A 16,497-nucleotide genomic window follows, 5' to 3' on the forward strand; every position below is an offset into this window, starting at 1 on the left:
TTGAAATGGTTAAGATAGGTGTCAGGCCAGCAACGCCATAAACGCAGGCCATGCCTCTGGGTCGGCAACGGTTTTGGCGCGGCAATTGGCATTGCAAACGCCGAATGTCCGGCCTTTGACCTCAAACAAATGTGTGACGGGCTTGCCAGAATAGGGGCAATACGCGTTTTCCGCCGTGCCGGTTTCAACGATACGGGCGCTCAAGGGCTTGGGGCCAGGCCAATCTACGGTGTTAAAATCCTTGGCATACCATGGCAAGGCAACGGCGCGGGCCTCACCCAAGGCACGCCAGCGGCGAAAGGCCGGGTCGGCCAAATGGCGCGCAACATAGGCTTGGGCCGCCTCGCCAACCGAAAGACCATAGCCCGCAATACGGGCTGCAACCGGGGCAAAGAATGCATCCACGGCCGAATATTCTCCGCAGAGCCACGGACCATTTGAACGCTCAAGAGCATGGCCCCAAACGTAGTCAATACGCGCCAAATCGGCCTTGGTTCCGTCAGAGGGATCAAAGCCTTTGTAGGCCACGGATAGGTTCATCGGGCATTCATTGCGCAGGCTATTGTACCCAGAGTGCATTTCCGCCGCCAAGTTGCGGGCTAATGTGCGCAGTGACGGATCGGATGGCCAAATACCAGCGTCTGGATGGCGCGTTGCGAGTTCCTCGGCAATGGCAAGGCTATCCCAAACCACATCCCCGGTATCGGTGATCAAGGTCGGAACGGTGCGCGCCGGGGCGTGTTCCTTAAGCTGATTTGCAACGCTATCTTGGTCAAATTCCACCAACTCAGGGCGGAACGGGATGCCAAACCGGTGCAAGAGCAGCCAGCCGCGCAAGGACCAGCTTGAGTAGGTGTAGTCACCGATGATCAATCTATGGGTCATGAAATCTCCTGTCGTTATTTCAAAGGTGGATTAGATTTCGCCAAATTGAAAATTCTGAATTGTGCGCGCGTTTATCAGAAACTTTGATCACAGCTCTGTCATCTCAGGGTTGATCAAAGATAAATCCACCCCACATCTAATCCAAACGGCGCGCAAGACCGTATTCAAACTGTACCGCGTAACGACAGGGGGTTTACGATGGCACTGGACGGATTAAACGATCGGCAATTGCCACGCGCAGCCATGAAGGCTGAGCTTTTGGATGCCGAAACCGAACAAGAACTGGCGCGCGCGTGGCGTGACAATCGGGATGAGAAGGCGCTGCACCGCCTGATCAACGCCTATATGCGCCTTGCGATTTCACAAGCGTCAAAATTTAAACGCTATGGCGCGCCGATGAATGACCTGATCCAAGAGGCCGGTCTGGGGTTGATGAAAGCCGCAGACAAATTCGACCCGGACCGCGGCGTGCGTTTTTCTACATATGCAATTTGGTGGATAAAAGCGTCGATCCAAGATTACGTGATGCGCAATTGGTCGATGGTGCGCACCGGGTCAACCAGCGCGCAAAAATCCCTGTTTTTCAACATGAAACGTGTGCAGGCTCAGATCGAACGTGAGGCAACAGTTGCCGGTGAACCACTTGACGGACATCAGTTGCGCCACCGGATCGCGTCGGAAATTGGCGTGCCTTTGCGCGATGTTGAGATGATGGAAGGGCGTTTGTCGGGGTCTGATTTCTCGCTCAACGCCACGCAATCGACCGAAGATGAGGGGCGTGAATGGATTGATGCCTTGGCGGATGACGGCGCGCAGGCGGCGGAAATTGTCGCTGATCGTCATGATACGCTTCAGATGCGTGATTGGATTGTTGGCGCGATGGATCGGTTGAGCGATCGGGAACGATACATTGTGCGCGAACGCAAGCTCCGCGATGTGCCCCGGACCCTCGAAAGCCTTGGCGACGAGCTCAACCTGTCCAAAGAGCGTATTCGTCAGGTTGAGGCCGCCGCGATGACCAAGATGCGGAAAAGCCTTGAAGAAAACGCCGACGAGGTGCATCAGTTCTTGGTATGAACTACGCTTTGATCGCCGCTGCCATGTTGGTTTGCCCTGTGCCTTTGTCGGCGCAGGACGTTATTTTCCTAGGTGAAACGCACGATAATCCGGGCCATCACCAGCAGCAGACCGAACGTGTCACAGCAGCAAAACCCAAAGCTTTGGTTTTTGAAATGCTGACGGCTGATCAGGCCAGTTTGGTGACGCCGGAACTTGTCGGTAATGCCGATCTTCTTGAACAAGCGTTGGGTTGGGAAAGCTCGGGCTGGCCCGATTTTTCGATGTATTACCCGATCTTTGCTGCGGCACCAGAGGCCCAAGTTTTTGGTGGCGCTGTTCCGCGCGAAGATGCGCGGCGTTTGATGAGTGAACCGGTCCAAGCCGTTTTCGGCCGTGATGCTGCGCAGTTCGGGTTGGATCAGCCTTTGCCAGATACGCAACAAACAGAGCGGGAAGCCATGCAAATGGCCGCCCATTGTGACGCGCTTCCTGAAAACATGTTGCCGATGATGGTGAATATGCAGCGGCTGCGGGACGCCGCCTTGGCCCGAGCTGTTGTTCAGGCGTTTGAGGAAACCGGTGGCCCGGTTGCTGTGATCACCGGCAACGGGCATGCGCGCAAAGATTGGGGGGCACCGGTGATTTTGGACCGTGTTGCGCCCAATTTAGACATCTATTCACTAGGCCAAGGCGAAGAGGGCGTTGGCCCGCCGGATGGCGTGTTTGACGAAATCACCTTTAGCCCGACGGTGGAACGCGACGATCCTTGTGCCGCGTTTAAATAACCGCCTGCGTTGAAACTTGTTGCGCGCGCGCGTAACACTTGGGCAAACGACGGGCAGGTGGGATCATGCTGACAGGCAAACGCATTCTTTTGATCATTGGTGGCGGGATCGCGGCCTATAAATGCCTCGATCTGATCCGCCGCCTGCGCGAACGCGGCGCGGCAATCACCCCGGTCATGACTCGGGCCGCCGAACAATTTGTGACCCCCTTGTCCGTCGCCGCCTTGGCGGGGGAAGAGGTGCACCGCGATCTGTTCGACCTCACCAAAGAGGCGGAGATGGGGCATATCCAACTTAGCCGCGTTGCAGACTTGGTTGTGGTTGCCCCGGCGACGGCGGATTTGATGGGCAAGATGGCCAACGGGTTGGCCGGGGATCTGGCGACCACTTTGTTGATGGCGACCGACACGCCGGTGATGATTGCCCCGGCGATGAATGTGCGTATGTGGGATCACCCGGCGACACAGCGCAATTTGACCACGCTAAAGGCCGACGGGGTTTCGGTTGTTGGGCCAAATGACGGAGATATGGCCTGTGGCGAATATGGTCCGGGGCGCATGGCGGAACCGATGGAGATTGTCGCCGCCATTCAAACCGCGCTTGCCGACGGTCCGCTTCGTGGTCGCAAGGTTTTGGTCACCTCTGGTCCGACACATGAACCCATTGATCCGGTGCGCTATATCGCCAATCGGTCCTCGGGTGCGCAGGGCACCGCCATCGCCAATGCGCTACGGGCGCTGGGGGCGGATGTGACCTTTGTCACCGGTCCGGCCGAGGCGGCCCGGCCAACAGGCGTAGACGTCATCGAGGTCCAATCCGCCCGAGAAATGCGGGAGGCCGTGATGAAATCCCTACCGATGGATGCCGGGGTTTTTGCGGCGGCTGTGGCGGATTGGCGGGTGGCCAGCGCCTCGGATAGCAAGATCAAAAAGACCAAAGGCGGATTGCCGGTTTTGGAATTTGCCGAAAACCCGGACATTTTGGCCGAGGTATCCCAGATGGACGCGGGGCGACCTGATTTGGTGGTTGGCTTTGCCGCCGAGACCGATGATGTGGTTGCCAATGCGACCTCCAAACGGGCGCGCAAGGGCTGTGATTGGATCGTTGCCAATGACGTGTCGCCGGAAACCGGCATCATGGGCGGATCAGAAAACGCGATTGTTTTGATTTCTGAGGATGGGTCGGAAGACTGGCCACGTATGAGCAAAGACGAAGTTGCGCGGGCATTGGCGGATCGTATCGCAGCCTATTTGGGCGACGGCTAACGCGCGCCGCTTGCAGCGCAACGAGAAATGGGGGCAGGTGTGATTGCTGTTCAAATGATGTGGGATGAGGGTGCCGACCAATCCCTAGGATTGCCTCACTATGCCTCGTATGGGGCGGCGGGCGCGGACCTGCGGGCCAATTTTGCGGATCGACAAAGCATAGAGCTGATCCCGGGATCGCGCGTTTTGGTCCCGACCGGGTTGCGCTTGGCCATCCCGCAAGGGTTTGAGGTTCAGCTGCGTCCGCGTAGCGGTTTGGCGTTGAAACAAGGCATCACTCTGCCCAATAGCCCCGGCACAATCGACAGCGATTATCGCGGGCCTTTGGGGGTCATTGTGATGAATGCAGGGCAGGAACCGTTTGTCATTGCGCATGGCGATCGGATCGCACAGATGATCGTCGCCCCTGTTGTGCAGGCGCAATTTGAACTGGTCTCCGAATTGGATGATACGACGCGCGGTGCCGGTGGATTTGGTTCCACCGGGAGGCAATAACGTGATCCCTGTTCTTGGCTTGGCAGCGCTGATCTGGGGTGTTGGCCACTTGACCAAAGCACCAAAGCCGCTGCGCTGGGCCTTGTTGGTGGTGCTCTTTGGGGCGGTGATCCTGTTGCATCTGGTTCTGCCTGACGGGCACCCATTGCGCATCGCAACAGGCGGGTCTGCGGCCTTTTGGCTGATCCTGCTGGGATTTTCTGCCATGGTCTGGGTCTATCGGGTTGGCTTGGCTAAACTGCGATCCAAAGCGCAGGCCAAGGAGATACCCGTGACCCAGAATGAAAGCCTTTTTGCCGAAGGCGAGCTGTCGCGCTATGCCCGCCAAATCGTTTTGCGTGAACTCGGCGGACCGGGGCAGAAAAAGCTAAAAGAGGCCAAGGTTTTGGTGATTGGTGCAGGGGGGCTTGGCTCTCCGGCTTTGCTCTATTTGGCGGCGTCGGGTGTTGGCACGATTGGGGTGATTGATGACGATGTCGTTGACGCAGGTAACTTGCAACGGCAAGTTATTCACAGCGATGACGCCATTGACACCCCCAAGGTGTTTTCCGCCGAAACGCGGATGAAGGCCATTAACCCCTACCTCAAAGTGCGGCCCTACAAACGCCGCCTGTCCGCCGAGATCGCCAAAGAGCTTGTGGCCGACTATGATGTTGTTCTGGACGGAACCGACAACTTTGACACCCGATACTTGGTCAATGAAACGGCGGTTGCCTTGGGCAAACCTCTGATTTCCGGCGCACTTAGCCAGTGGGAGGGTCAGGTCAGCGTCTTTGACCCGGCCAACGGCGGGCCGTGTTACCAGTGCATTTTCGCAAACGCACCGGCTCCGGAATTGGCCCCAAGCTGTGCCGAAGCTGGCGTTTTGGGGCCTTTGCCCGGCGTTGTTGGGTCGATGATGGCCGTCGAGGCGGTCAAATTGATCACCGGGGCGGGCGCGGTTTTGCGGGGCGAGATGTTGATCTATGACGCGCTCTGGGGCGAAACCCGAAAAATCACGTTGAAAAAACGTGAGGGCTGCCCGTGCTGCGGGGGCTGATCTGGGCCGGGCATGTGGGTTGGATCCTGTTTTTGACGCTGCTCACGCAATTGGGCGGTTTGGCTTGGCTGATTGCTTTGCGGTTTCGTCAACGGGTTCTGGTTTTTCTGCTGGTTTATGCGGCATTGTGGGGCGCGGCGCTACAGATCGCGCCGTTTTTCGGGCGGGTGGCTTTGCCCTGTTTCGGAGAAACGCTCCGGGCGCAGTCGGTGTTTTATTGCGTGACAATGCGCCATTTTGTGACGCCTGAGATGGCGGATGTCGCACAAAACGCCGCCGACCAAGTTGCGCAAGAATATCCGGGGACGCAGACGCTTTACCTCGATGGCAACTTGCCCTTTTGGGAGGGCTTCCCCCTGATCCCGCACTTGTCACATGACGATGGTGAAAAGCTGGACTTTGCTTTTTTCTATCGTGATGCGAATGGGTTTCTGCCCGGTCAAACGCGGTCTCCCATCGGTTATTTTGTCTTTGAGACTCTGGAGGTCAAGCAATGTCCAGATGCTTGGCCAACGATGCGGTGGTCTTTGACGCCCTTGCAACCTTTGTGGTCCGATTTTGAAGTGGATAGGGCAAGGACACGAGCCTTGACCCAAGCACTGCTTAACGATCCGCGGGTTTCCAAGCTGTTCCTCGAACCGCCTTTAGCAAAAGATTTGGGACTAAGTGATGAAAAATTGCGGTTCCAAGGATGCCGAGCGGCCCGCCATGATGATCACTTGCATTTGCAGCTTTGATTTCGGCTAAGCCATTGCAGCCATGGGTTGCGCACCCTAGGTTTCAGCCAAAGATATGGAGATGTGTCAATGACCAACCCGCTGTTGCAAGAATGGGATACGCCTTTTGGGCTGCCGCCTTTTAACAAGATCGCTGATGGCGATTTTGCCCCGGCATTTGACGCCGCAATGGCGCAGGATTTGCAAGAGGTCGAGGCCTTGGTCGCCAACCCTGAGGCCCCAGATTTTGCAAATACCATCGAAGGGTTGATGCGCACCGGCGCGGCCCTGGACAAGGTGGCCTCGGTCTTTTTCAACATTTCGGGCTCTGATAGCAATGAAACCCGCGAAGCCCTAATGCGGGAGTTTTCGCCGAAACTCTCGGCGCATAGCTCTGCGATTTACTCCAACACCGCGTTGTTTGAACGCATTCAAGCGGTTTGGGAGGCACGCGACACGCTTGACCTAAATGATGAACAAAGCCGGGTTTTGATGTTGTTGCATCGCAATTTTGTCCGTGCCGGCGCGGCCTTGGACGGGGCCGAGGCCGACCGGATGACCGATGTGAAAAACCGTCTGGCGGTTTTGGGCACGTCCTTCACGCAGAACCTTTTGGCGGATGAGCGTGATTGGGTCATGGAAGTCTCTGAGGCGGACCTAGACGGGTTGCCTGATTTTGTTATCGGCGCGATGCGTGCGGCGGGAGAGGAACGTGGCCTTGGCCCGGTTGTGACGTTGTCACGGTCGGTCATTGTGCCGTTTTTGCAGTTTTCCCCCAAACGGGCGTTGCGCGAACGTGCCTATCAGGCATGGGGCGCACGCGGGGCCAATGGTGGCGCGACAGACAACCGGGATATTGCCAATGAAACCCTAGCGTTGCGCGAAGAGCGCGCCAAGCTTTTGGGCTATGACGACTTTTCGGGGTTCAAGTTGGAAACCGAGATGGCGGGCACGCCGGACAAGGTGCGCGAGCTGTTGATGGCGGTTTGGGGACCGGCCAAAACCCAAGCGGACGCGGATGCACAGGTTTTGGAATCCATGCTGAAAGCCGACGGGATAGACGGCCCGCTAGAGGCTTGGGATTGGCGTTACTACGCTGAAAAACGGCGCAAGGCGGAACATGATCTCGATGAGGCAGAGGTTAAACCCTATTTCCAACTGGAGAAGATGATCGAGGCCTCGTTTGATTGCGCGACACGTCTGTTTGATCTCGAATTTGCGCCCCTAGACGTGCCTTTGTATCACGAAGACGCCCGCGCTTGGGAAGTCACTCGCAATGGTGCCCCGGTTGCGGTGTTCATCGGTGACTATTTTGCCCGCGGGTCAAAACGGTCGGGCGCGTGGTGTTCGGCAATCCGCTCACAACGCAAATTCCCCGACGTGCAAATCCCGATTGTCGTCAACGTGTGCAACTTTGCCAAAGGCGATCCGGCTCTGCTGTCCTATGATGATGCGCGCACCTTGTTCCATGAATTTGGTCATGCGCTGCACCAGATGCTATCGGATGTGACCTATGACATGATTTCTGGCACCTCGGTCGCACGTGATTTTGTTGAGCTGCCAAGCCAACTTTATGAACACTGGCTTGAAGTGCCGGAGGTGTTGGAAAAATTCGCCACCCATGCCGAAACCGGTGACCCGATGCCCAAAGCCTTGCTTGACAAAGTGCTTGGTGCCGCGAATTTCGATATGGGGTTCCAGACGGTTGAATATGTCGCCTCGGCCTTGGTTGATCTGGCCTTTCATGACGGTCCAGCCCCGGCGGATGTGATGCAAAAGCAGGCCGAAGTGTTGGAAAACATCGGCATGCCGCGCGCGATTTCGATGCGCCATGCCACGCCGCATTTCGCCCATGTGTTTTCCGGCGACGGCTATAGCAGCGGCTACTATAGCTATATGTGGTCCGAAGTGATGGACGCAGATGCCTTTGCGGCGTTCGAAGAGGTCGGTGATCCGTTTGACGCGGATATGGCGGCCAAGCTTGAAAAGCACATCCTTTCGGCCGGTGGATCACAAGACGCCGAGGCGCTTTATCTGGCGTTCCGTGGGCGGATGCCGGGGGTCGACGCCCTATTGAAAGGGCGCGGATTGGCCGCCTAAGCCTCGCATCAAAACTCTTGGCGTTCGAGGGTAAACCCTTCTTGCGCCAAGAGGTTCAAAACCCCGGCATCCCCCATCAAATGCGCTGCACCAAAGGCTGCGACAATTGGGGCATCGTGCTGGGCTGCCGCATCAAGGATGACCGGAATCCAACCTATGTTGCGGGTTTCAAGAAGGTCTTTGTTCAGATCGGCAAACACCTCATTGGCAAATTCCGCGCTTAGTCCGGTCAACTCAGGAGTCAGAATGCGGTTGAGATGCCAGCCCTCGGCAACGCGTTCCTCAAAATAGCTGTTGAACATGGTCGCCATCCCGTTTTTGGAAGCATCCGGGGCCATCAAACCGGCCATCAGCATGGCGATCTGTTCCTCAATCGGGTCTTTGGAGAAAACCTTAAATAGCGTCTGAACATCTTCGAGAGATTGGGTCGGAACATTTGCCGCATTGGCGATGTCATTGAGTTGCGCATCCAAACCCCCGCTGCCCTTGAGAGCTTCTTGTTTCATGCAAGCGGGAATAGCCAAGGTCATGGACAGGAACCACGGCTGCATTTTTGACGCCATAAAGGGCGGAATATTGTGATCTTTGGCCAGTCGCGCCAGCTTTTGCCAATCCTCTTCGCTCATCAGATCAATCAAAGATTTGCCCTTAAGCAAGATCAGCGACGGGTCGGTTGCCAGTCTCTTTTTAAGTGCCGCTTCGGCGACGTCATTGGCTTCGAGCAAGAGAACACCGGCGGATTCGACAATCGGCGTCAACCGCGTGACCGGCCCTTGCATGCGCGGGTCATTGATGTGCAGCGTGCCAACCAAATAGATGGTTTCATCGCCCTTGGTTGCCGTCCAGAAGTTACCCTCGGAATAGGGGGTGTTTTCAATCGTAACCGCGAGTTCGTGGCGTTGTTCGTCGCTGAGACCTGGGCGGAGGTCTTGCCCTTTGCAAGTTGCAAAGGCGGGGTTAGACAAGGCAACTGTGGTACAGGCAAGGGCAAGAAATCGTAACATGGTGGCTCCGGCGATCTATTTAGGGCAATCTGTTTGGGGCAAACTAAGCCCGTTGAGCAATGGAATGACAAGTGAAACAGGCGGATATGCGGCGGGAAAGCGATCTTTACGAGCCGGTTAAGGCTCTGCTTCGGCGGCAGGGTTATGAGGTCAAGGGCGAGGTCGGCGCGGCGGATGTTGTGGCGATCCGTGCAGATGAACCGCCGGTCATTGTTGAACTGAAACTGACGATTTCCCTTTCGTTGTACCATCAGGCCGTGGCGCGGTTAAGCGTGACGGATACCGTGTATATTGCCGTGCCCAAACCCAAGGGCAAGACCGCCAAACGCGCTCTCAAGGACAATCTGGCCATGTGCCGTCGGTTGGGGCTGGGCTTTATTACGGTGCGCGATGATCAGACAGTTGAGGTCCAATGTGACCCCGGCCCCTATGCACCGCGCAAAAGCAAAAAGCGCCAGACGCGGTTGTTGCGGGAGTTTCATCGGCTGGAAGGGGACCCGAACCAAGGTGGTGCAACACGACATGGTATTGTCACGGGCTATCGTCAGGACGCCTTGAAATGCGCGGCGATGTTGGCCGAGGTGGGGGCGAGCCGGGGCAAGGATGTAGCCAAAGCGACTGGGGTCGCCAAGGCCACGACAATCATGCGGTCGAACCATTACGGGTGGTTTGAAAAGGTCGAAACCGGTGTTTATGCGCTATCCGCGACCGGCCTTCAGGGGTTAAAACACTGGGCCTATAGCTGGGACGACCCTAAAGACGCTTGACGCAGGCCACTTTAACCGCCATGTGACACAGGTTGCTGCGCTGCCGCGTGAGCATGCCGAGCCCTGAGCTCTCAGCGACACCAGATACCGTTTCCCAATCACGCAGGGTTGCAAAGGCAAAGCCGGAGAGCGCGGGATACGCCCAGCTGTCCCGAGGCCTTGCCCACCCTCATGTGGCCGCACGTTCCTGTGTGGCTGTGTATCTCTGTCCCATTTGGCATAGGGCCGATGGGGCCAGTAAAGGAATTCCATTTGTTCGACTTTAGCGAACTGGGCCTGCGGCCCGCACTGAACGCTGCTTTGGAAGCGGCGGGTTTCGAAAAACCAACACCTATCCAAACCCAAGCTGTGCCGTTGGCGCTTGACGGGCATGACATCATGGGCCTTGCCCAAACCGGAACCGGCAAAACGCTGGCCTTTGGCTTGCCTTTGGTCAACCATCTGCTCGGCCTTCATGGCAAGCCCGATCCCAAAACCGCGCGGGCGCTTATCCTTGCCCCGACACGGGAATTGGTGAATCAGATCGCCGACAACCTCAAGGTTTTGACCTCCAAGACACCGATCCGGGTGACAACCGTGGTTGGCGGTCAATCAATCAACAAACAGATCCAGGTTCTTGCGCGTGGCACGCATGTTCTTGTGGCGACACCGGGGCGTTTGATTGACCTGATGGATCGTCGCGCCGTTGATCTTAAGGCGGTTCAGCATCTGATCTTGGACGAAGCCGACCAGATGCTCGACATGGGCTTTATCCATGCGCTGCGCAAAATTGCCCCGGCGCTTGGCACCCCACGCCAGACCATGTTGTTTTCGGCGACGATGCCAAAACAGATGGAAGAGCTGAGCCGCGCCTATCTGAACGACCCGAAAAAGGTTCAGGTGTCGCCCCCCGGCAAAGCCGCCGACAAGGTCACCCAATCGGTGCATTTCGTCGAAAAGGCGGGCAAGCCGCGCAAGCTGCGTGAAATCCTGTCGGATGATCCCAATGCGTTGACGCTTGTTTTCTCGCGCACCAAACATGGGGCTGAACGCCTGATGAAGGGGCTTGTCGCCGATGGATACAACGCCGCGTCTATTCACGGAAACAAAAGCCAAGGCCAACGTGACCGTGCCATCAAAGCGTTCCGCGCCGGTGAGATCAATATCCTTGTGGCCACCGATGTCGCCGCGCGGGGGATCGACATTCCCGGTGTGGCCTATGTGGTGAACTTTGACCTGCCTGAGGTTGCCGAAAACTATGTGCACCGGATTGGTCGGACCGCACGCGCGGGCCGTGATGGTCAGGCGATTGCATTCTGTGCCGCTGACGAAGTCCTGTTGTTGCGCCAGATCCAGAAGTTGATGAAGATCGACATTCCGGTGGCGTCAGGTGTGGAACCAGAGCCGGTTGATCGCCCAAAGCAACAACGCGGTGGCGGCGGTGGTCGCAACCGTGGTGGTGGCGGTGGTCATCGTAGCGGTGGTGGCAAGCCAGCCAACAACAATGGTCGCCCATCGAGTGGTCAGAAACGTCGCCGCTCTGGTCGTCGTTAACCGATAGGGCAGGGGTCAGAGCGACACCTGCTCCACTGTTGTTTTCAAAAGTTCAGCCGAGGCTCTTAGGGCCTCGGTTTCTTTGTCTGAGAGGTCCGGGAGTAACTCTGCGCTCACCCCTTGCGCCCCGACAACTCGTGGCACCGAACAGGCCACATCACGCACGCCCAAAACATCGGACACCGCGGAAACGGTCAGAACCGCCTGTTCATCCGATGTGATTGCCGAAACGATGCGGGCCAAACCGGCCCCGATTCCGTACCACGTTGCGCCTTTGCCCTCGATGATCGTATAGGCAGCATGGCGGACGCCGTAGTCAATTGTTTGGCGGACATCTTCGGTTATGGCATTGCCGACTTGGGCTGCGAAGCTGGCAACCGAGGCTGATCCAGCGCGCGCCGATGACCACGCGAGAACTTCGGAATCGCCATGTTCACCAAGGACATAACCATGCACTGACCGTGGCGCGATGCCCAAATGACGCCCCAACAACCACCGAAACCGTGCCGTGTCCAAAATAGTGCCCGATCCGATCACCCGGTCCGGGGGCAGGCCAGACAGGCGTTGGGTGATTTGGCCCATGATGTCGACGGGGTTCGACGCCACCAACAAAATCGCGCTGGGGCAGATCGCCATGACCTCACCAACCACAGATCGAAACACCTCGGCGTTGCGGTCCAACAATTGCAGACGGGTTTCGCCGGGTTTCTGGCTGACCCCGCAGGCTAAGATGACAACACCCGCACCGGCCAAGTCGGCGTAGTCACCCGCGTCCACTTGGACGGCGTGGGCAAAGGGCACCGCATGGGCGATGTCTTCGGCCTCGGCGCGGGCGCGGGCCTTGTCGAGATCGACCAATACAATCCGCGATGCCGCCCCGCGCATGACGCAAGAAAACGCCGCGGCCGATCCGACCATTCCGGCCCCTACAATTCCGATTTTCATGGCGTACTCCCCTTAGTTGGACACAGTCTTAGAAAGGGTTGTTAGCGCTGTCATTGATCCTAATCACATTGCGGGTAAGCGTCCATTGCCTGTGCATAATAGCGCCCGCTGACAGGGCTACGTTTGGTTTTCAACACCTGTTCCATGCGTTTGGCCAGTTTTTGAGTCTGCGACTTCGGCCAGGCGGATATGATCGAGAACAGATCCATACCCGCACAATCCTGTGAAGGTGGGCAGTAGGTTTTTGAAAACCCATAGCGATTGGCATCGACCCAATTGTGGCCGGTGGTTTCGCTGGCATAATAGGTCGTGGCGTCGGTGATGTTTTTGCGACTGTCATAACTGAACAGTTTCATAGCTGGATTGTTGCCATGGTCGGTGGTGATACCAGGGATTCCGATCGCCAAACCCACCAAGTCACCCTTGCAGGTCCACAAACGGCGCATGTCGTCCAGATGGGTATGGGCCGTCAAAATCCCGGTGATTTGATCCGAATAGGCTGAGATCACCTCGCTGAATATGGTTTCAACCGACGAGCCTTTGGGGACGCTTGCTGTCACAGTCGACAATAGCTTTGGGGGGGTTGGGTCGTGGTACGTCAGGTCAGGGTTCCACATAGGTGACCCGCCATGGCCATCCATCCCCGGCGGAACATGCATCGCAATGAGTGTGCGTTCGTTATTTGCCTGAGCATCTGCCAGCTGCTGGGCCAGCCAGCTGAGTTGGATACTGGCTGCCATCTGTATTTCGGCATCCGTCATATATGGCTGGCAGGGGGTCCAATGGAAACCGTGCCCGTAATTCGCGTTAAACATCACGGTATTCAACGTGATCAAACGTAATGACGTGTCGTTTTTACCCAATGGGTAGGCGGAATAGTACCCTTGCGCCAAGCCCGAGCGATCAATCAATGTGTCCATCGCATTTAGCGCAGGCCAATTGCCGCTATGCGCGGAGGCGAAGGGGGTTTCGTCTTGGTTATCTGTGAATTGGCAGTAGTCGCCGGCATTGGTGTCATTGTTTCCGGGCAGGAAATACAAGCGATGCGACGGGCCCGCGATATGCGCCAATCCGCCCAAAACCGTGGTGAATTCCTGTTTCCGCGTTGCTTCGGGTTCGCTATGGGCGGGCATGTCGCCAAGGTACACGGTGAACTTGGGTGCTTGTTTGGCAATGAGGTCGATGGCTTTGGCTTGGGCGTTCTGCCACAAAACCAAACTGGTTTCGTTGCCATGTCCCCATTTTCCAGAGATGGCGCGAACCCCATAATGAACGTCACTTAAGGCAAGAAAGGTATCTTCAGCCTTTGCAGCCCCGGCAGTGAGAAGAAGACAAGCAACAATTTTCCAGAGAGACATTCTGCAATTCCTTCCTGTTTCAATATATCCACAATCCACCAAAAGTTGATTCGTCGCCAGTCTATGATGTGTGCACGGCAAGTGCCTGCGTCGAGCCGGATCAAATAGAGTCGAAAATTTTTCACAAGATGTTGACTCGCTCCAATCCGCTGCCTAGCTATGCACCGTTAGCACTCGCACTTGATGAGTGCTAATGGCCCTCAACAGGGGGTCTATAGAGGATAACTTTGAGCCAAGGAGACTCGAAGAATGGCATTTACACCGCTTCACGATCGCGTAGTTGTTCGCCGCCTGGAAGGTGAAGAAAAGACCGCCGGTGGTCTGATCATCCCTGAAAGCGCAAAAGAAAAGCCCGCTGAAGGCAAAGTTGTTGCCGTAGGCGCAGGCGCACGTGACGAAGACGGCGACCGCATCGCAATGGACGTTAAAGAGGGTGACACCATCCTGTTTGGCAAATGGTCCGGTACAGAGATCACTCTGGACGGCGAAGAGCTGCTGATCATGAAAGAAAGCGACATCCTCGGCATTATCGGCTGAACGATGGCTTGATGGCGGTTTGCGCCATCCTTTCTGACCAACATCTATATGAATTCTTAGGAGAATACACATGGCCGCTAAGGACGTGAAATTCGATACCGACGCCCGCAACCGTATGCTGGCAGGCGTCAACATCCTCGCAGATGCTGTTAAAGTAACACTGGGCCCCAAAGGCCGTAACGTTGTTCTGGACAAATCGTTCGGCGCACCGCGCATCACAAAAGACGGTGTCTCTGTTGCCAAAGAGATCGAGCTTGAAGACAAGTTCGAGAACATGGGCGCACAGATGGTCAAAGAAGTGGCCTCGCGCACCAATGACGAAGCTGGCGACGGTACAACAACCGCGACAGTTTTGGCTCAGGCCATCGTCAAAGAAGGTCTCAAGCAGGTTGCAGCCGGTCTGAACCCAATGGACCTCAAGCGTGGCATCGATCTTGCGACTGCCAAAGTTGTTGACGGCATCAAGGGCATGGCCCGCGAAGTTAAAGACAGCGACGAAGTTGCTCAGGTTGGCACCATCTCCGCCAACGGCGAAGCCGAAATCGGTCAGCAAATCGCAGACGCGATGCAGCGTGTTGGCAACGAAGGTGTAATCACCGTCGAAGAAAACAAAGGCCTCGAAACCGAGACCGACGTTGTTGAAGGCATGCAGTTCGACCGCGGTTACCTGTCGCCATACTTTGTCACCAATGCTGACAAAATGACCGCCGAGCTGGAAGACTGCCTGATCCTGCTGCACGAAAAGAAACTGTCGTCGCTGCAGCCAATGGTTCCTCTGCTCGAGCAAGTGATCCAGTCGCAAAAGCCACTGCTGATCATTGCCGAAGACGTTGAAGGCGAAGCGCTGGCAACTCTGGTTGTTAACAAACTGCGTGGCGGCCTGAAAATTGCTGCTGTCAAAGCTCCTGGCTTTGGTGATCGTCGCAAAGCCATGCTGCAGGACATCGCGATCCTGACAGGCGGCCAAGTGATCGCAGAAGACCTCGGCATGAAGCTCGAATCCGTGACCATGGACATGCTTGGCACCGCCAAGAAAGTTCAGATCACCAAAGACGAGACCACTGTTGTGGACGGCGCTGGCGAAAAAGCAGAGATCGAAGCGCGTGTTGCTCAGATCCGCGCTCAGATCGAAGAAACGTCTTCTGATTACGACCGTGAAAAGCTGCAGGAACGTGTTGCGAAACTGGCTGGCGGCGTTGCCGTTATCCGCGTTGGCGGCATGACCGAGGTTGAAGTTAAAGAGCGCAAAGATCGTGTTGACGATGCTCTGAACGCAACCCGCGCGGCTGTTCAAGAAGGCGTCATCGTTGGTGGTGGTGTTGCTCTGGTTCAGGCTGGCAAAGCTCTCGAAGGCATGGAAGGCGCAAATGCTGACCAGAACGCCGGTATCGCAATTGTTCGCCGCGCTCTCGAAGCGCCTCTGCGTCAGATCGCAGAGAACGCGGGTGTTGACGGTGCTGTTGTTGCGGGCAAAGTGCGCGAGTCGACAGACAACAACTTCGGCTTCAACGCTCAGACCGAAGAATATGGCGACATGTTCTCCTTCGGCGTTATCGACCCTGCCAAAGTTGCACGTACCGCTCTCGAAGATGCATCTTCGGTTGCTGGTCTGCTGATCACCACCGAAGCCATGGTTGCCGACAAACCGTCGAAAGACGGCGGTATGCCAGCAGGTGGCGGCATGCCCGACATGGGCGGCATGGGCGGCATGATGTAAGCAACAGATCTTTTGATCTGTGCAGCCTGACAGGCGGCCTTGCTTTGCGAAGGCCTGCCGAGAAGGACAGACGAATTCCTTTTAGGAATTCTGTCGACATGCGACAGTGTAAAGGCCCCATCGGGGCCTTTATCACGAGCGCTACCAACCGATGGCCAAGCGTCACGATCGACAAAGGCTCCCTTTTGGGGGCCTTTTTTGTTGAGATAGATGCAAACCCCTGCGACTTAAGAGTTGTGACGTGCGGGTGGCGTCAACAAATTCGCCGTCGCAAAATCGTCCTTGTATCTTC

At 56.4% G+C, this 16,497-nt stretch carries 15 protein-coding genes; 11 read left to right on the forward strand and 4 right to left on the reverse strand.

What is annotated here, in order from left to right:
• Positions 1-21 precede the first annotated feature (21 nt).
• Positions 22-885, reverse strand: coding sequence for a glutathione S-transferase N-terminal domain-containing protein (locus tag AC5EFR_RS13850; protein WP_493576381.1), 864 nt, complete (start codon positions 883-885; stop codon positions 22-24).
• A gap of 198 nt (positions 886-1,083) precedes the next feature.
• Between AC5EFR_RS13850 and AC5EFR_RS13855 the strand changes: the two genes are divergently transcribed.
• From AC5EFR_RS13855 to AC5EFR_RS13885, 7 genes are all read left to right on the forward strand, one after another.
• A complete protein-coding gene (locus tag AC5EFR_RS13855) occupies positions 1,084-1,962 on the forward strand; it encodes an RNA polymerase factor sigma-32 (RefSeq protein WP_493576382.1) in 879 nt (292 codons plus the stop codon).
• Entirely contained in the window at positions 1,959-2,729 is a 771-nt protein-coding gene (locus AC5EFR_RS13860) for a ChaN family lipoprotein (protein WP_493576383.1), read from the forward strand. Before AC5EFR_RS13855 ends, AC5EFR_RS13860 begins: the two co-directional genes overlap by 4 nt.
• A gap of 65 nt (positions 2,730-2,794) precedes the next feature.
• The gene (gene coaBC / locus AC5EFR_RS13865) at positions 2,795-3,994 is read left to right on the forward strand and encodes a bifunctional phosphopantothenoylcysteine decarboxylase/phosphopantothenate--cysteine ligase CoaBC (protein WP_493576384.1); all 1,200 of its coding nucleotides are present in this window, start codon (positions 2,795-2,797) and stop codon (positions 3,992-3,994) included.
• Between the two features lie 57 nt (positions 3,995-4,051).
• Complete coding sequence (gene dut / locus AC5EFR_RS13870) at positions 4,052-4,489, forward strand: dUTP diphosphatase (RefSeq protein ID WP_493576465.1); 438 nt, start codon at positions 4,052-4,054, stop codon at positions 4,487-4,489.
• Positions 4,440-5,528, forward strand: coding sequence for a HesA/MoeB/ThiF family protein (locus tag AC5EFR_RS13875; protein ID WP_493576385.1), 1,089 nt, complete (start codon positions 4,440-4,442; stop codon positions 5,526-5,528). Before dut ends, AC5EFR_RS13875 begins: the two co-directional genes overlap by 50 nt.
• Positions 5,513-6,265 (forward strand): hypothetical protein, encoded by a 753-nt coding sequence (locus tag AC5EFR_RS13880; protein WP_493576386.1) that lies wholly within the window; start codon positions 5,513-5,515, stop codon positions 6,263-6,265. The genes AC5EFR_RS13875 and AC5EFR_RS13880 overlap by 16 nt, the downstream gene beginning before the upstream one ends.
• Before the next feature lie 69 nt (positions 6,266-6,334).
• Complete coding sequence (locus AC5EFR_RS13885) at positions 6,335-8,344, forward strand: M3 family metallopeptidase (RefSeq protein ID WP_493576387.1); 2,010 nt, start codon at positions 6,335-6,337, stop codon at positions 8,342-8,344.
• Between the two features lie 8 nt (positions 8,345-8,352).
• On the opposite strand, the gene AC5EFR_RS13890 is transcribed toward AC5EFR_RS13885, so the two are convergent.
• Positions 8,353-9,348 (reverse strand): TraB/GumN family protein, encoded by a 996-nt coding sequence (locus AC5EFR_RS13890; RefSeq protein WP_493576388.1) that lies wholly within the window; start codon positions 9,346-9,348, stop codon positions 8,353-8,355.
• Between the two features lie 86 nt (positions 9,349-9,434).
• Here AC5EFR_RS13890 and AC5EFR_RS13895 point away from each other — a divergent pair, with 86 nt between their 5' ends.
• Both AC5EFR_RS13895 and AC5EFR_RS13900 read left to right on the forward strand, forming a co-directional pair.
• Positions 9,435-10,115, forward strand: coding sequence for a DUF2161 domain-containing phosphodiesterase (locus AC5EFR_RS13895; RefSeq protein WP_493576466.1), 681 nt, complete (start codon positions 9,435-9,437; stop codon positions 10,113-10,115).
• A 252-nt stretch (positions 10,116-10,367) separates the two neighbouring features.
• Positions 10,368-11,648: a DEAD/DEAH box helicase gene (locus tag AC5EFR_RS13900; protein WP_493576389.1), complete on the forward strand. Its 1,281-nt coding sequence runs from the start codon at positions 10,368-10,370 to the stop codon at positions 11,646-11,648.
• 15 nt (positions 11,649-11,663) lie between these two features.
• On the opposite strand, the gene AC5EFR_RS13905 is transcribed toward AC5EFR_RS13900, so the two are convergent.
• Both AC5EFR_RS13905 and AC5EFR_RS13910 read right to left on the reverse strand, forming a co-directional pair.
• Positions 11,664-12,593 (reverse strand): L-lactate dehydrogenase, encoded by a 930-nt coding sequence (locus tag AC5EFR_RS13905; RefSeq protein ID WP_493576390.1) that lies wholly within the window; start codon positions 12,591-12,593, stop codon positions 11,664-11,666.
• Positions 12,594-12,652: 59 nt separating this feature from the next.
• Complete coding sequence (locus AC5EFR_RS13910; RefSeq protein ID WP_493576391.1) at positions 12,653-13,951, reverse strand: metallophosphoesterase family protein; 1,299 nt, start codon at positions 13,949-13,951, stop codon at positions 12,653-12,655.
• Between the two features lie 249 nt (positions 13,952-14,200).
• Between AC5EFR_RS13910 and groES the strand changes: the two genes are divergently transcribed.
• Both groES and groL read left to right on the forward strand, forming a co-directional pair.
• Positions 14,201-14,488, forward strand: coding sequence for a co-chaperone GroES (gene groES / locus AC5EFR_RS13915; protein ID WP_097805481.1), 288 nt, complete (start codon positions 14,201-14,203; stop codon positions 14,486-14,488).
• Between the two features lie 70 nt (positions 14,489-14,558).
• A complete protein-coding gene (gene groL, locus AC5EFR_RS13920; RefSeq protein WP_493576392.1) occupies positions 14,559-16,205 on the forward strand; it encodes a chaperonin GroEL in 1,647 nt (548 codons plus the stop codon).
• Positions 16,206-16,497 lie beyond the last annotated feature (292 nt).

The organism is Pelagimonas sp. (assembly GCF_058892305.1).

Coding starts and splice junctions, on each gene's coding strand:
- groES (WP_097805481.1), top strand. CDS start 14,201: ATGGCATTTACACCGCTTCACGATCGCGTAGTTGTTCGCCGCCTGGAA.
- groL (WP_493576392.1), top strand. CDS start 14,559: ATGGCCGCTAAGGACGTGAAATTCGATACCGACGCCCGCAACCGTATG.
- AC5EFR_RS13910 (WP_493576391.1), bottom strand. CDS start 13,951: ATGTCTCTCTGGAAAATTGTTGCTTGTCTTCTTCTCACTGCCGGGGCT.
- AC5EFR_RS13875 (WP_493576385.1), top strand. CDS start 4,440: ATGATACGACGCGCGGTGCCGGTGGATTTGGTTCCACCGGGAGGCAAT.
- AC5EFR_RS13890 (WP_493576388.1), bottom strand. CDS start 9,348: ATGTTACGATTTCTTGCCCTTGCCTGTACCACAGTTGCCTTGTCTAAC.
- AC5EFR_RS13895 (WP_493576466.1), top strand. CDS start 9,435: ATGCGGCGGGAAAGCGATCTTTACGAGCCGGTTAAGGCTCTGCTTCGG.
- AC5EFR_RS13885 (WP_493576387.1), top strand. CDS start 6,335: ATGACCAACCCGCTGTTGCAAGAATGGGATACGCCTTTTGGGCTGCCG.
- AC5EFR_RS13905 (WP_493576390.1), bottom strand. CDS start 12,593: ATGAAAATCGGAATTGTAGGGGCCGGAATGGTCGGATCGGCCGCGGCG.
- AC5EFR_RS13850 (WP_493576381.1), bottom strand. CDS start 885: ATGACCCATAGATTGATCATCGGTGACTACACCTACTCAAGCTGGTCC.
- AC5EFR_RS13855 (WP_493576382.1), top strand. CDS start 1,084: ATGGCACTGGACGGATTAAACGATCGGCAATTGCCACGCGCAGCCATG.
- coaBC (WP_493576384.1), top strand. CDS start 2,795: ATGCTGACAGGCAAACGCATTCTTTTGATCATTGGTGGCGGGATCGCG.
- dut (WP_493576465.1), top strand. CDS start 4,052: ATGTGGGATGAGGGTGCCGACCAATCCCTAGGATTGCCTCACTATGCC.
- AC5EFR_RS13860 (WP_493576383.1), top strand. CDS start 1,959: ATGAACTACGCTTTGATCGCCGCTGCCATGTTGGTTTGCCCTGTGCCT.